At 64.1% G+C, this 14,356-nt stretch carries 13 protein-coding genes; 6 read left to right on the top strand and 7 right to left on the bottom strand.

Features of this window, described 5'->3' with window-relative positions; all coding sequences use genetic code 11:
* The first annotated feature begins 85 nt into the window (after positions 1–85).
* The 6 genes from BUA26_RS10800 to BUA26_RS10775 all read left to right on the top strand — a co-directional run bounded on the left by BUA26_RS10800 (position 86) and on the right by BUA26_RS10775 (position 6,529).
* Entirely contained in the window at positions 86–1,600 is a 1,515-nt protein-coding gene (locus BUA26_RS10800) for a B12-binding domain-containing radical SAM protein (RefSeq protein ID WP_072760637.1), read from the top strand.
* Positions 1,575–2,798 carry a nucleotidyltransferase family protein gene (locus BUA26_RS10795; protein WP_072760635.1) on the top strand — a complete coding sequence of 408 codons (1,224 nt, stop codon included), beginning with the start codon at positions 1,575–1,577 and terminating at the stop codon, positions 2,796–2,798. Before BUA26_RS10800 ends, BUA26_RS10795 begins: the two co-directional genes overlap by 26 nt.
* 67 nt (positions 2,799–2,865) lie before the next feature.
* Entirely contained in the window at positions 2,866–3,795 is a 930-nt protein-coding gene (locus BUA26_RS10790) for a class I SAM-dependent methyltransferase (protein ID WP_255368275.1), read from the top strand.
* A gap of 83 nt (positions 3,796–3,878) precedes the next feature.
* Positions 3,879–4,577 carry a class I SAM-dependent methyltransferase gene (locus BUA26_RS10785; RefSeq protein WP_255368274.1) on the top strand — a complete coding sequence of 233 codons (699 nt, stop codon included), beginning with the start codon at positions 3,879–3,881 and terminating at the stop codon, positions 4,575–4,577.
* Between the two features lies 1 nt (position 4,578).
* On the top strand, positions 4,579–5,502 hold the full coding sequence (locus BUA26_RS10780) for a flavin reductase (protein ID WP_072760631.1): 924 nt from the start codon (positions 4,579–4,581) through the stop codon (positions 5,500–5,502).
* A 97-nt stretch (positions 5,503–5,599) separates the two neighbouring features.
* Positions 5,600–6,529, top strand: a complete 930-nt coding sequence (locus tag BUA26_RS10775; protein ID WP_072760629.1) for a glycosyltransferase family 2 protein — start codon at positions 5,600–5,602, stop codon at positions 6,527–6,529.
* Positions 6,530–6,692: 163 nt separating this feature from the next.
* Here the strand turns inward: BUA26_RS10775 and BUA26_RS10770 are convergent, their stop codons facing one another.
* From BUA26_RS10770 to BUA26_RS10740, 7 genes are all read right to left on the bottom strand, one after another.
* Positions 6,693–7,802, bottom strand: a complete 1,110-nt coding sequence (locus BUA26_RS10770; protein ID WP_072760627.1) for a glycosyltransferase family 4 protein — start codon at positions 7,800–7,802, stop codon at positions 6,693–6,695.
* Positions 7,799–8,935: a glycosyltransferase family 4 protein gene (locus BUA26_RS10765; RefSeq protein WP_143154255.1), complete on the bottom strand. Its 1,137-nt coding sequence runs from the start codon at positions 8,933–8,935 to the stop codon at positions 7,799–7,801. The genes BUA26_RS10770 and BUA26_RS10765 overlap by 4 nt, the downstream gene beginning before the upstream one ends.
* Before the next feature lie 2 nt (positions 8,936–8,937).
* Positions 8,938–10,464: a B12-binding domain-containing radical SAM protein gene (locus BUA26_RS10760; RefSeq protein WP_255368273.1), complete on the bottom strand. Its 1,527-nt coding sequence runs from the start codon at positions 10,462–10,464 to the stop codon at positions 8,938–8,940.
* 24 nt (positions 10,465–10,488) lie between these two features.
* Complete coding sequence (locus tag BUA26_RS10755) at positions 10,489–11,187, bottom strand: class I SAM-dependent methyltransferase (protein WP_072760624.1); 699 nt, start codon at positions 11,185–11,187, stop codon at positions 10,489–10,491.
* Positions 11,187–12,392: an amidohydrolase family protein gene (locus BUA26_RS10750; RefSeq protein WP_255368373.1), complete on the bottom strand. Its 1,206-nt coding sequence runs from the start codon at positions 12,390–12,392 to the stop codon at positions 11,187–11,189. Before BUA26_RS10750 ends, BUA26_RS10755 begins: the two co-directional genes overlap by 1 nt.
* A gap of 25 nt (positions 12,393–12,417) precedes the next feature.
* Positions 12,418–13,302 (bottom strand): class I SAM-dependent methyltransferase, encoded by an 885-nt coding sequence (locus tag BUA26_RS10745; RefSeq protein ID WP_083572977.1) that lies wholly within the window; start codon positions 13,300–13,302, stop codon positions 12,418–12,420.
* 208 nt (positions 13,303–13,510) lie between these two features.
* Positions 13,511–14,353: a Wzz/FepE/Etk N-terminal domain-containing protein gene (locus BUA26_RS10740; RefSeq protein WP_072760621.1), complete on the bottom strand. Its 843-nt coding sequence runs from the start codon at positions 14,351–14,353 to the stop codon at positions 13,511–13,513.
* Positions 14,354–14,356 lie beyond the last annotated feature (3 nt).

The following is a 14,356-nucleotide window of genomic DNA, read 5'->3' as shown; positions in this document are numbered from 1 at the left end:
GCATGGAATGTCGGAGTCGGCACGCCGGCAATACCGACGCCGATGCGCTGCCGCTTGTCTCCACGGCTTACGAGGCCTCTTCGAGATGCTTAAGATTCAGGTCGGCCACTCCTATTTTCTGAGTTACGACCCGAAACAGTGGGAGCGCGGCAAGCCCTATCCGCCGCTGGCCACCATCCAGATTGCGGCGCTCCTGAGGCAGATGGGGCATGAGGTCGCACTGTTCGACGCGATGCTTGCCGACGGCGTCGAGGACTATCAAGCGTCGCTGCAGGCCGCACGACCGGACGTGGTGGTCATCTACGAGGACAACTTCAACTACCTGACCAAGATGTGCCTGGGCCGCATGCGCGAAGCGGCCTGCCAGATGATCGCCGAGGCACGCGCCGGCGGCGCGCGCGTGATCGTCGCGGGCTCCGACGCTTCCGACCACCCGGATGCCTTTCTCGCGGCAGGCGCCGATGCCGTGCTGATCGGCGAAGGCATTGCGGCGCTGGTCGCATTGATCGGACGGCTGGAACGGGATTCGAATATCGACGCGCAGGACTGGGTATCCGGCATCGCCGGCGTCGCCACGACAATGAACGGGCAAACGCAACTGACCCGAGTCGGCGTGATGCCGCCGGATCCACGGACGATGGGCCGCCCTGCCTGGGATCTGGTCGACATCGAACGCTATCGGACGATGTGGCATGAGCGGCACGGCTATTTCAGCCTCAACATGGCGGCGTCGCGAGGCTGCCCGTTCCGCTGCAACTGGTGCGCCAAACCGATCTGGGGCAACCACTACAACCAGCGCAGTGCCGAAGACGTCGCGGCCGAGATGACCTACCTGAAGCAGATGTTCAAGCCCGATCACATCTGGCTGGCGGACGACATCTTCGGCTTCCACGTCGACTGGGTGACGGAGTTCGGTGCGCACCTTCGCGCCGCCGACGGGCCGATCCCGTTCACCATCCAGACCCGCGCCGACCTGATCAGCGAGCGGATGGCCACCGCCCTGGAACACGCCGGATGCGCGGAGGCCTGGCTTGGCGCGGAGAGCGGCAGCCAGCGCGTGCTGGACGCGATGAACAAGGGCACCAAAGTCGCGGACCTTATCGCGGCCCGCGCGCGGCTGGGCGAGCACGGCATCCGCGTGGGCTTCTTCATCCAGCTGGGCTATCTGGGCGAGCAGCTGGCCGATCTGCTGGCGACTCGCGAACTGATCGCGCAAGCCGTTCCGGATGACATCGGCGTCAGCGTTTCCTATCCGCTGCCGGGCACGAAATTCTACGAACAGGTCAAGACGCAGCTTGGCGCGAAGACGCATTGGCAGGACAGCGGCGACCTGGCCATGATGTTCCGCGGCGCCTACGACTCGGACTTCTACCGTCACGTGCGGGATCTGCTGCACGAGCAGGTCACGCTGCAGCAATCGAAGGCTGCCGAATCGTCGGCGCATCACAGCGAAGTCGCTGCGGCGCTCGATGCGCGATGGGATGCGCTGATCGCCAACGAACATGCGCATCGCAACGAAGACGCGACCACGTTGCCACCTGCGACCACCCCAGCCAATGTAGCGACGGCCCGCCATGTTGCCACCGCTCAAAATCGTTAAGGCCGGCTTGCGCCGCACTACCGAAGCGCTGGCGGTGGAACTGGCGCTGGGGCGGCCGGGGGGATCGACGCCGGAATGGAGCGATCTCGAATGGCAGCTGGCATCGGCCGCCGCCGCCGCACACGGCGTGTCGCCGTTGCTGAGCCGATTTTCCACCTGGCAGAACCCGGAGTGGCAGTTGTTTCTCGCGAGTCAGCACGAGCATGTCGAGCTTCGCCATCGACGCATTGCGTCGCTGCTGAAGCGCATCGACGCCGGTGCACGCGCCGCCGGGCTGGCCATCGTTCCGCTGAAGGGTTCCGCATTGCACGCTCTGGGAGTTTACGCGCCGGGCGACCGGCCGATGGCCGACATCGATCTGCTGGTTCGCGAAAACGATGCCGAGCCCGCGATCAAGCTGCTGCTGGGACTCGGCTATGTGGAGTCGTTCGCGCAGTGGAAGCATCGGGTCTTCAAGCCGGCAGAGGGCGCGCCCGTCGCGGGTCTCGGCGAGCACCGCGACACGCCGGTCAATATCGAGTTGCACACCCGCATCCAGGAACGGCTGCCGGTCTCCACCGTCGACATCACCGAACGGATCTATCCGCGGGAGCCGCGACCGGGTTTGAATGACTACCCGTCCACCGGCGCCTTGATGAATCATCTGCTGCTGCATACCGCAGGCAACATCTGCAACCGCAGCCTGCGACTGCTGCACCTGCATGACATCTCGTTGCTGGCGACGCGCATGGTCGCCAGCGACTGGGACGTCTTGTGGGACGAGCATGCAACTGCTCCCCCTTGGTGGGCGCTGCCGCCGCTGCGCCTGCTTGCGCGCTATTACAGGAATGCCGTTCCCGAAGCTGTGTTCGAGCGGATCGAGCGCGACTGCCCTCCCCTGTTGCGGACCATGTCGCACCGCCAGACCCTGACCCAACTTTCGTGTTCCGAACTGTGGCTTCACGCACTCTCCGGCATCGAATGGTCCCGCTCCGTCCGCGAAGCCGGGCGCTACGTCAGGAATCGTGTCAGGCCGTCGAAAGAAGCCATCCAGGAACGCGCCGACATGGTGCGGACGCAGTTGTGGCTGCAGGGACAAAGCTGGGTCAAACAGAACCAGGGCCGACGCATCCTGACCTTGCTCACCCGACAGGTTCCGCGGATGGACACTTTGTACGTGGTGCGCGCGGCGTTGGAAGTTCCGGCTTCCGCGACTTAGCACCCGCCGGCAAATAATTCGGCACGCATCGGGAGAGAGACGGGCGATGGGCGCGCAGCACACTGGCATGGCCGCCGACAATTTATCGCTGTCAGGCATCCGGCTGCGGTGCCCTCGGTGCGGAACCGGTATCGACGCCGTGGATTGCCCGGCTTGCAAGTTCTCCATCGTGATCAACGACGGTATCGCCCATGCGCTGCCGCCGGAGTCGATCGCGCACCATGCCCGCTTCATGGAGGATTACGAGCGGATAAGAGAGTCGGAAGGCCGCGGCAGCGAAAGCGAAGACTTCTATCTCGAACTCCCCTACCGGGATACGTCGGGAAGGCACCGCGAGCAGTGGCAAATCAGGGCCCGCAGCTACGATTACCTCGTTCGACATCTGCTGGATGGCACCGATCGCGGCAGCCGGATTCTGGACCTCGGTGCGGGCAATGGCTGGATGAGCTTTCGCCTGGCGCTGGCAGGGTATCGGCCTTATGCGGTGGATCTGCTGGCCAATGATCACGACGGACTGGGGGCTGCCCGGCATTATCAGACGCGCCTGCCGAACCTCTTTCCGCGTTTCCAGGCTGAGATTCGCCGTCTTCCCTTCGCGGACGGACAGTTCGACGCGGCCATATTCAATGCTTCCTTTCACTACGCCGAAGACTACGAGGCAAGCCTGCGCGAAGCGATGCGCTGTGTGAGAGCGGGCGGCGTGGTGATCATCAGCGATACGCCGTGGTACGCACGGGAGGAAAGCGGAAAGCAGATGCTCGCCGAGCGTCGCGCGGCTTTCCAGCGAACTCATGGCGTAGCTGCCGATTCCATCGCCGCTCTTGGATACCTTACCGACAAACGTTTGCGCAGGATGGAAGACGCGCTATCGATCCATTGGGACGTGCATCGTCCGTGGTATGGGCTGAGATGGGCCATGCGCCCTCTTGTGGCGACATTACGTGGCCGGCGAGAACCTTCGAAGTTTCGACTGTACGTCGCTCGCAAAGGCGCGTGATCGCGGTGAAGGCAGCGAAATGAAGCGTGCCTTTACCTGATCAGCATCTTCAGATGGATACCGGAAAATTGTGCAGTTGAGTAATGACCCGACACCGGGGATTCGGTGGTAGAACATCAGACAGCGAGTCTGTCAGCAAGGTGGTCGACGACGTGCATACCGGAGAGCAGTACCACAAATTCATTCTGGCCTCGCCGCGGGACCGGGTGGTGCGCGACAGGTTTCAGAAGATGGCGCTGGATCTTTTGCCCGCGGGAGCAGACGTGCTCGATTTTGGTGCTGGAACCGGCATCGATGCAAAGGCCTATGCCGCTAGCGGACACCCGACTTTCGTGTATGAACCTGCGGAAGCGATGCGCGAGTATCTGCTGCAGTACTGCCGCGACGAAATCGCCCGCGGAACCCTGATCGCGGTGGCGTCGCCGCTCACCTGCAAGGTGCAGGCAGTCACGGCGAACTTTGCGGTCCTGAATCATTTCGCGGATCACGCATTGCTGTTTGAAGAGTTGTCGCAAGTGGTCCACCAGGGCGGTTTTGTCCTGGCCAACATGCTCAATCCCTATTACCTCGGCGATGCGCGTTACGGCTGGTGGCGGGCGAACGTCATGAATCTTGTGCGCCGTGGTCATTACGCCATCGTCAGCGAAAGCAGCATCCATCGCTTCGCGCCACGTGTCGTGGTGCGAGCGGCAGCACCGTATTTCCGGCTGGAACGCCTCATTCCGCGTGGCTTCGGATGGGCTACCGATCTCTACATGTTTTTGCTATTTCGGCGGATCTGAGATGTGGAAGAATTTGATAAGGCCGTACGTGCGTCCACTGCCGCAATGGTCCACGGTTGCCGTGGCTCCCCCGCAGCAGGCGGTCACCGCCACCTTGCATTGGGATGGCAAATCGGAAGATGTCACGGCGGATCACACCGTGGCTTCGCTCGTGCCACTCGTGATCGCGACCAGTCTCGATGCTGGCCAACATCCTGTACTCGAGTATCGCGATAGTGCTACGGGAAGGCTTCTCGGCGTTTTGCATCTGGTGAAGACGGCGTCCATCGCCACCGAAAAGACATCGCTCACGCTCTACGACGTCGCGGCGGGCGAACACCGCTGTCTCGGCTGGCCGCTGCGCCCGTGGAACGCGTGGCTGCAGAACCGCCTCATGCTGAAAAATCGCTCGCCGCACCACTTCGCTCCGGAGCCTGTCGCGGTACAGCAGCTCATGATCGCCTATCTATGTCCGCGACCGGTCGTCCTGGTCTCCGTCGACACGCCAGACCACCGAAATATCTTTCCGATGGATTTGATCGGCCCGCTGGAACGAAGCGGATTTTTTTCGTTGGCGCTACGGAGCACCAATGTGTCCCTACCGGTCATGCGCGAAACGCGCCGGGTCGCACTGTCCGACATGCCGGCGACAATGAAGGAGGTGGTTTACAAACTTGCCGAGCATCACCGGCAGCCGCTCAAGGACTGGACTGCGCTTCCGTTTCTTGTTCGACCATCGCAGACATTCGAGATTCCGGTGGTGACGGCGGCCCTGCGTATCCAGGAGCTTGCCATCGAGCACAGCCAGGAGATCGGTTCGCACGTTTTTTTCCTGTGTCGTGTCGTCTCCGAAGAAAATCTTGCCGAGAGTGACCAACTGCATCACACGGCAGGCTTTCATCAGGCTTATCGCCGCAGGCGAGGAACGCCGTTTGCGGAAATGTAATGCTCCGGTTCATCACCGACTTCACTGCAGAACAGACTTGGCTGGCAAGGGGCACTATGCGCGAGCGGAATCACGCGGATCATCGACGACGGAAGCCATGAACGAGCGCTCGATTGGAGGAACGCCGGTGGTTTCGGTCGTCCTGCCGACCTACAACCGATTGCCGCTGCTGCGCCAGGCTATTGCATCGGTAGTCGGACAAACATTCGGCGACTGGGAGCTCATCGTCGCAGACGACGGTTCCACCGACGACACGCGTGGTTATCTCGAAGCGATCGATGATCCACGCGTCCGGCCACTCTGGATGGAGCACCGCGGCGATCTCACTTCAGCACGCAGCGCCGGCCTCAAGCACGCGCGCAGCGAGTGGGTGGCATTTCTTGATTCGGACGACTTGTGGCTGCCCGGAAAACTGGAATTGCAACTGCATCGGCTCGCCGCGCAGCCTGAATGCAGGTGGAGCTACACGGGATACTCGCTGATTGACACGGAAGGGACCTCGCTGCCGGAGCGGTCGGACCTTCTGCCTCGGCCGATTTCCGGGTACATCCTCGAACCATTGCTTCGGTTAGATGTCTCGACACCGGTCCCGACCATGCTCGTGCAGCGATCGCTGATCGAGGAGATCGGCGGGTTCGACGAAACCATCCCCATCCATTCCGACTACGACTTCGCGCTGCGACTCGCTGCACGTAGCGAAGTCCTCGCGTTACCCGATATCTTGACTCTGGTTCGCGAGCACCCGGACAGAACCACCGCGCGCTTGCGCCTCGCGGAACTTTACGCCGATCAGGAGCGCGTATTCCGCAAAGCCGCGGCGGCCACGGCGGACCGGAAAATACAGGTGCTGTGCCTGCACCAGTGCGCGATGCAACTGGCGGGACAGGCGGCGGCATTGTCGCGGGAAAGGTCACACGGAGCCGCGTTCGCGGCACTGGTCCGCGCCGGTCGCATCGCACCCTTCAAAGGAGCGGTCTGGAGAACTGCAGTGGGATGCGCATTGCGGGCGTTGGGAGTGTTCACATAAAGACGTGAATCACGATCAGGCTGGGTGCCGCATCGCCGCCCGGTGCAACGCACCGGCAGGCGTGTGGATCATGCGGGGCGATATGCTGGCGCCGCCCTTCGCGGACGACACGTTCGACCTAGTGGGTCGTCAATGCCTGCCAGTCGGGTTCGACATGCTCGCTTCACCGTGCCGCGAGAGAGGTGTGCTGAGGATACAAAGCCTGGAACGCCTGAACGGTGCAATCGGCGTCCTCCAGCATCGCGCGACGCTGCGCTGCCCTGGCCAGTCGGAGCCGCAGTTCCTCATCGGCAAGCATTCGATGGATGGCGTTCGCCAATGCATCCCAGTCTCTGACGGGCACGGCCAGAGCCGCCGAAGGCGACCACTCCGCGAAATGCCCGACCGCGGTACCGACCGCAGGCACGCCTGCGACCGCGGCTTCCAGCAGAACCAGCGGGCCAGCCTCGTGCAACGAGGACATCACCAGTAGATCGGCCGACTCCATGATCGGGCGCAATTCGCGCTGTGTCTTGAATCCATGAAACCGCACATGGTGTTCCAGTCCAAGCTGGCGAGCCAGCCGTTGCATCTCGCCCTGCAACGTGTCCTCGCCGACGATGTCCATCTCAAAATCCAGCCCCATGTCGACCAGGGCTGCCAGCGCCCGCAGCAGCGTCGGCTGATCCTTGACGCGGTTGAGGCTGGCGACGTGGAGCAGCCGTGCCTGCTTGGCACTTCGTTCGCGCGGCGCAAGCGGTGGCCATGCCCGCAGATCGACACCCAGCGGCACGCGCTGCGCCTCGACGCCGAGCGCCTGAAGCGAATCGATGATCGGCGCACTGGCCGCCGTGATGACATCGGCACCGCGCAGCACTACTGCCTCGCGCAGTCGCCCTTTCCATTTCCGTCGCCCGCCGTAATCGATCTCGTGCAACGCCACCAGCTCGCCGCCGGCGACATGCACCAGGCTCGGCAGCCGCAGCAGCTTTGCCGCGGCGACAGCGACCAGGCTGCAGGAACCGGAGAAGATGGCATGGACCAGATCGAACGGTGCGCGACGATGCTCGGTGCGGATCGTCGCTATCGCGCGCAGCCGGGTCCAGCCGTGGCCGATGTTGTGCACGGTGGCGCCCGCTAGCTGCCAGCGGTCTGCTGCCGCTTCCTGGTGCAGCGCGAAGACATGCACTTCGTGCTTCCGCGCCAGCCGCTCGATCAGCGCCAGCAGCACCGGGATCACGCGAAACTCGCCGGTGCGATCCACACCGCCTGGGACCACCAGCGCGAGCTTCACGATACCTTCCGCCGCCGGTCGTCGCGGACCTGCGCATACGCGTCAGCCCACTGGCGGCCAACGGCTGCGAACGACAGCTTGGCGTCGAAGTGCGCACGCACCTGCGTCGACGACAGCCGGCTGGCCGCGGCATCGACCAGCGCCTCGGCCAGCCGCTCCGCGTCGCCGCACGGCCACAAGCGGCCGACACGACTGTCGCCGATCAGCGCGCGGAAAGATGGGATATCCGTGACCACCGGCGTTACGCCGCAAGCCAGCGCCTCCAGCACGACGTAGCCGCAGCTCTCGGCGACGCTGCCCGAGACGAACAGGTCCGCAGCGCGCATCAGTGTCTCGACGCGCGCATGCGTAACTTTGCCCAGCAGGTGCACGCGCCCGGCGAGCTGCGGATCGCGCGCGATGCGAGCTCGCACCTCGTCGAGCAGCGGCGCGCTGCCGAAGGCACACCACAGCTGCGTGCCAGGCAGGTGCAGCGCCGCCCGGGCCACGCCGTCGAGCACGGTCATCGGCTCTTTGCCGGGGCTGAGATGCCCCACCCACAATACGCAGGGATCGCCGTGAAGCCCCGTCTCCGCGCGGGCATCGGCGCGACTGCCCGCGGTGAAGCGACTGCTGGATTCGGGAATCGCAAAGAGCCGCGCGTGCGGCCCGAACAAACCTGCATGGGTGAACGGTCGCGCCAGCTCGGGTGCGGTGAAGGCGACACCGGAAATGGCCGCGTACCAGCGCCGCCACTGCGGCCGTCGCCACCAGCGCGGCGGCCGGTCGGCGTGGTCCTGGGCAAGAATCGGCAACTGTGGCAGGCATTGCGAGACGGCGAAGGCATCTTCGATAAAGCCCAGGCCATGCGCATGCACCACGTCGGCCTTGATGTCGGCGAGCAGGCTGGCGAAACGGCGGCCCCGGTTCTTCGCCACTTCCAATCCTCTGATATCGATGAAGTGGTAGTCGATGCCGTTGCGCGTAATCAGGTCTTCGCGCGCCGCCGCCTGGATCACCGAAACCCGGGTTCCGGAACTGGCCGCCACCTCCGCGATGTCCACCAGCGAGTGCCATTGCTCGAGAACCTGCTCATGCGCGAGGCCTGCGGGTGCAGGAAGGAAGTTGATCTGCGCGACGTGCAAGGTCGCCATCGCTACGCTCCCGTGATTTGCGGCTTGCGCAGTTGCACGAACCGATTGGCGATGTCGAGTTCCCACGGATGGTCGTAGCGCCGGTGGCGATATCGCCACGACGCCATCGCGCTCAAGCTGCGCTTGGCCCAGCGGGGCGAGCGCATGTCCTGCACCGTGGGATAGCGGCAGCGCAGTACGGTGACGAAGTCGTAGATGCGCTGGCGCAGCTTGTCCGTAAGCCAGGGAGCATCGGCATGGCAGGCATAGTCCACCCAGCGACGCTGCGTCCACTCGTCCGGCGTGGAGGGAAAGACCACCGGATTCCCGTGAATGTCGAGCAATGGCGCGGAAGGATGCTTGCCGCGATCCTTTTCGTGCTTGCTGCCCTCCGGCAGCGGCGTGTAGATGTAGGTGATGATTTCCGAAGCCGGGTTGATACGCTTCAGCTCGCGGATGAACTCGAACGTCAGCTCGGTTTCCTCTTCGGTATTCACCGGCGGCGCGAGCATGAACGAGAACTCCGGAATGACACCATGGCGCTGGCACAGCTTGGCCACAGCCAGTGTCTGATCCGGACGCGTGCCCTTGCGGATTTCCTTGAGCATCGCGCCGCTTGGTGACTCGGCGCCTATATAAGCCATCCGCAGTTTGCTTTTCCGCACCAACTCCCAGGTGCTTTCGGAAAGCTTGAGCAGGGCATCGGCGCGCGCGAAGCACCACCAGGGCATTTCGAGCCTGGCCATGATCTCGAGCATCGGGATCATGTCCTGTTCGCGGTCGAAGAAGTTGTGATCGTAGAAAAGGATGGAGTCGGCACCCAGTTCGTACTTGAGGTAGCCCAGTTCGCGCTCCAGGCGTTCGGTCGGCGGCAGCGACGTCGCCCCGCCGAACATGGCGGCCACCCCGCAGAACGTGCAGCGGAAGCGGCATCCGATCGATGCCTGGTGCACGGCAGTACGGCGCCCGAGAAAGGTGCTCGCCAGGTACTTGTCCGGATCGCCCAGCTTTTCATAAGGCAGCACCAGCGCGGGATCGCCGCGCTGAAAGCTGCGATTGGGGTTGTGCACGATCTCGCCGTCGCGACGCCAGGACAAACCGCCGATCCTGGCCAACGCCTCGCGATCGCCACCACGGCCCAGCACCGAGACCAGCTCGGCCAGGCTTTCCTCGCCCTGCCCCCGCACCGCGTAGTCCACATAGGGCGCCGCCAGCGTGGTATCGGTATAGAGCGTGGGAAAGTAACCGCCCCAGATGATCGGCATCGACGGGTAATGCTGGCGAATCGCCTTGGACACGGCAATCGCCGGCGCCACCTGCGGGCCACCCATGATGCCGATGCCGACGGCGTCGTAGTGCTGTTTCTCTGCGGCCGCCAGGGTCGCGGCCACGAGATCCCGATCGATGTTGCCGTCCACGATGTGGCTGTCCCCGAAGCGATCCAGCGCCGCGGCCAGATTCAGCAGCGACAGCGGAAAGCGCGGACGCGTGGTAACGGTCGGGTTGACCAGCAGCGTACTGGGACGATGAGGCATGGGACGGTGAGTCATGGGACGTCTTCAGGTAGACATGGATCAGGCCAGGCGCCGCAGCTGGAACACCAGCGCGACGGGAACCTCCAGCGCCGTGCGGTCGAAGTGCGCGCTGTCGGGAATGCCGGTCGGATCGAGCATCGGCTCCACCACCTGCTCGATGCGCAACCCAAGCGTCTGGCAGGCCGCGTGCCAGTGGCTATAGAGGTGCTGCGTATGCCGCACGGCGTAATGCCGGTCGCCGGATTTGAAATCGCGCAGCCAACCCAGCGCATGCCCGATCGGATGCACGTCGCTGCACAACAGTGTGCCGCCGGGCCGGGTCACCCGGCGCAGCTCGGCCAGCGGCTGTTCCAGGTTCTCGAGATGCCCGATGACCAGACCGCAGATCGTCAGATTCGCCCACCCATCCGGCACCGGCAGCGCCGTCAGGCTGCCCTGTATGAGGTCGACTTCGGCGCCGGATTGGAACGTGGCCAGCTCGGAGCCCGCGCGCTCCAGCATCTGCGGCGAAATATCCACGCCGATAACCCGCGCCGCGCCGCGTCGCAGCGCATGCAACATGTAGCGTCCGCTACCGCAGCCGGCGTCGAGTACCGCCTGCCCCTGCAGCCCGGAGGGCATCAGCGCCAGCATGGCGCGCTCCTCGGCCTGCATGACCGGATTATGGGCATGCGCGGGATAACTGGATGCCCACAATGCATAAGCCTCTGCAGGCATGAGAATCGGGGGGCGCGACATCACTGGCATCGGGCCTCCATGATGAGATCGCGCTCATTCAGATCGGCGACCAGTTCGAGTCCGGGTTCGAGCGCGACCAGCGCCGGTTCGGCCAGCGGCTTGGCCAGCAGCTTCGGTTTGCCGTCCAATGTCACCGGCACCGCTTCCATGCCGGCGACCGCAAACCATTCGGCGAAATCCGGATCGGCGATACGGGGAACGCCATTGCGCGCCACGGCACGGATCTGGCTGCGCTCGATGCCCACCAGGCCGCACCTCTCATCGCCGCCGCGGTCCTCGACAATCACCAGATCCGCCGGCGCTCCCGACGCAAGGCTGCCACCGGCGGGCAGCCGCAGAATGCGTGCGGCCTGGGTCGTGACCAGCCCCAGCAGTTGCCTGGGATTGAGCTCGCGGCGAGCGGCGATGCCGCGCATTTCCTCGAGCAGATCGCGCGCGCCGCTGAGCCGCGAGTCGCTGCCCAGGGCAAGCCGGCCGGCCGCGCAAAGGCGCCGCGGATCCAGCGACTTCCCTAGCAAGGCGTGGTTGCTGCTGGGACACCAGACCACCGCCGCGCCGCTGGCGATCACCCGATCGATGTCCCGCTCGCGCAGGCCCACGCCATGGATCAGCACGCTGTTCGCGGCCAGGCATCCGAGCTGTTCGAGCTGGACCAACTCCGACTGCGCCGTCGCATCGGTACCCTCGGCCAGATGGATCAGCCAGGGCCGGTCGGTGGGCGTGGCGGCAAAGCTCTGCTGCGCCGGCGGCCCGTAACCGGGCCAGCCCAGCGCGTAACTCCAGCCGTAATCGCGCAGCAACGTGACTGGAAAATTCGTCGCGTCCAGCGCCGGATGCCAGGGATCGTGATGCACCACGCAGGTGGTGCCGGCAAGCAGATTCTTCAGCGCCCCGTGCTGCAGCCGCAATTCCTTCGGCACCTGCAGCGCGGCGATGACGGCGGGCTCCTCGAAATGGGCCTGAAACGCCGCAATCCAGGCGTAGCTGTTGGGAAAGGGCGCAGCGGCTTTCAGCGGCGGAACGGTGTTGACGTGCAGGTGCTCGTGCGCGTTGATCATGCCGGGAAAGATCAGATGGTCGCGCAGATCGACCCGGTACGCCCGCGCGGCCAGCGACGAGCCGATCCGCCCTGCCCGGATCGGCAGCGGTAAACGCGAGCTGGCTTCCGTCGTGACCGAGACCGCACGGCACAAGCTGACGTCCATCGCTGCCTGGAGAATGTCCATGAGCTCAGCGCCGCCGCATCACGATCAGGAAGTGGTCGCCCATGTCGCGCAGCAGCGGCGTGGCGCCCAGGCGGTCGTCGAGCCGGCCCAGCCGCTCGCACCAGCGGCGGCGACGGCGGTAGTAGTCCACCAGGTAAGGCGGCGGCATGAACAGGCTCAGCGCGCGATAGCTCTGCAGCGAAAAGTGTTCCGCGAAGGCACGGTAGAACTCGCGCGGCAGGTAGTAATAAGTCCAGATCGTGTGATGGTTCATCCCCACCGCGGTCGCGCCTCGCGCGGCGCGCACGCCGGCCCGCTTGAAGCGGCCCCGCAGCGCGTAATGCACCAGCTCCCATGGGCAGATTCGTCCCATTACCGAAAAAACCAAGGTGCCGCCGGGACGAAGCAGGCGCGCGCATTCGGCCGCGACGGCGCGAAGGTCCGGCGCGCAGTTCAACGGGCCGAAGTTCGAATAGATGCCATCGAACTCGCCTTCGAGCTGGTCGAGCTGCTGCACGCCGAGGTGCACCGCCGTTGCGCGGGACTGCAGCCCCGCAGCGGCGACGCGCGTCCGCGTACGCTCGACCATCTGTGGCGACCAGTCGGTGGCGACGACATGGAAACCGCGCCGCACGAACTCGACCGTGTCGATGCCGGTGCCGCAGCCCAGGTCGAGCAGGCGGGCGTCGGCCGGCACCTCGCTGTGCACGGTGTCCCACAAGGTCAGCCGCATGCGCTGGATCAGCTCGTTGTTGCCGCGCGGCCCGTCATAGTCGGCGGCGACGCTATCGAAGGCGCGCTGCGTTTCGAGCAGCTGCGCGTCGTCCAGGGGCGCATTCCGTGGGCGTTGACGAACGCTGGCGTCGGATACCGCCTGGCGCACGATTTCAAGCTTGGGTTGCCCACTCATATCGATCTCCGTTCCACCGGCAGACCGTCCATGATTCGCAACGGCATCCAGGGCGAACCTCCGGTCGATCCGTGGCATCAGCCTCGGCATTTTTCACTGATCTGCATCGTGAGTGCCTGTATTGGCCGTTTTGGTTGAATGCAGCCGGCCCATATGGATACGTGGCTTCCGGGCGAGCTGCATTTCCATGACCATGAGGGCGACAGCACTATCTGTGCACTCGGCGCCGCACAGCGTTTCTGGCCAAGGCGACCAATCCGCCCAGGAACCCCCCCAGCAAGATGCCAGCACCCCATATCAACACCAAATTCGGAGATGCCCTGTTTTTGGGAACATAGATGGAGCCCAGCAGCGATGTTTCGTACGTATACGTGGCACTGAGGCGATCGAGGAGATCGCTTCTGGCCAGCTGCAAGTTGCGAATCTCCGCGTTTTTGCTGGTCAGCAACACACTGGCGAGCAACGGGTTCTGGATGCTTTTGCTGCCCGTGTCGTCCTTGCTTCCGGGCGCGACGGCCTGCTGCAATCGATCCCGCTCGGCTTGCGCATTGCGCAAATCGGCCTGGATTTCTTCGAGCCGTGCGTTGGCCAGCTGCAACGGCGTCGTTTCGAGGTGCTGATGGATCGCCCGCAGCTGATTGACCGTCGCCAGGGCGAATTGACGGGCCTGTTGCGGCGAATACGCCCGCAAGGTCATCCGGATAAGTGGGCCGGCGTAAGGCAACGGATCCAGCTTGATGCTTTTGCGATAAAGGCCGGCTTCGGGTGAGTCAGGCGAAAAGCCGAGGCTGTTCATCACCTCGTTTTCGAAAGGCACCATTTGCAGGCGCTCGACAACCCTAGCCAACGACTCGGTCTTCGGATCCTGGCCCGACGGCACCTGCCCGACCTGCCCGATCTGGATCCAGGCGGTCGCCTCCCACTGGTTCTTTGCCCGATGCGCAAACGCATACGTACAGACCAGTGCCACGACCAGCACTGCCACAAACCATTTCCACTCGCGGGAGAATATCCGCCAGAGATCGATCAGATAGATTTCGTCTTGTTCCATGGT

The sequence above is a fragment of the Rhodanobacter sp. OK091 genome (assembly GCF_900142825.1).
Lineage (GTDB): Bacteria > Pseudomonadota > Gammaproteobacteria > Xanthomonadales > Rhodanobacteraceae > Rhodanobacter.
This window is presented reverse-complemented; position numbering and strand designations above follow the sequence as displayed.

Coding starts and splice junctions, on each gene's coding strand:
- BUA26_RS10795 (WP_072760635.1), top strand. CDS start 1,575: ATGTTGCCACCGCTCAAAATCGTTAAGGCCGGCTTGCGCCGCACTACC.
- BUA26_RS10745 (WP_083572977.1), bottom strand. CDS start 13,302: ATGAGTGGGCAACCCAAGCTTGAAATCGTGCGCCAGGCGGTATCCGAC.
- BUA26_RS10775 (WP_072760629.1), top strand. CDS start 5,600: ATGAACGAGCGCTCGATTGGAGGAACGCCGGTGGTTTCGGTCGTCCTG.
- BUA26_RS10750 (WP_255368373.1), bottom strand. CDS start 12,392: ATGGACGTCAGCTTGTGCCGTGCGGTCTCGGTCACGACGGAAGCCAGC.
- BUA26_RS10790 (WP_255368275.1), top strand. CDS start 2,866: ATGGCCGCCGACAATTTATCGCTGTCAGGCATCCGGCTGCGGTGCCCT.
- BUA26_RS10765 (WP_143154255.1), bottom strand. CDS start 8,935: ATGGCGACCTTGCACGTCGCGCAGATCAACTTCCTTCCTGCACCCGCA.
- BUA26_RS10740 (WP_072760621.1), bottom strand. CDS start 14,353: ATGGAACAAGACGAAATCTATCTGATCGATCTCTGGCGGATATTCTCC.
- BUA26_RS10760 (WP_255368273.1), bottom strand. CDS start 10,464: ATGACTCACCGTCCCATGCCTCATCGTCCCAGTACGCTGCTGGTCAAC.
- BUA26_RS10755 (WP_072760624.1), bottom strand. CDS start 11,187: ATGTCGCGCCCCCCGATTCTCATGCCTGCAGAGGCTTATGCATTGTGG.
- BUA26_RS10785 (WP_255368274.1), top strand. CDS start 3,879: ATGACCCGACACCGGGGATTCGGTGGTAGAACATCAGACAGCGAGTCT.
- BUA26_RS10800 (WP_072760637.1), top strand. CDS start 86: ATGCTTAAGATTCAGGTCGGCCACTCCTATTTTCTGAGTTACGACCCG.
- BUA26_RS10780 (WP_072760631.1), top strand. CDS start 4,579: ATGTGGAAGAATTTGATAAGGCCGTACGTGCGTCCACTGCCGCAATGG.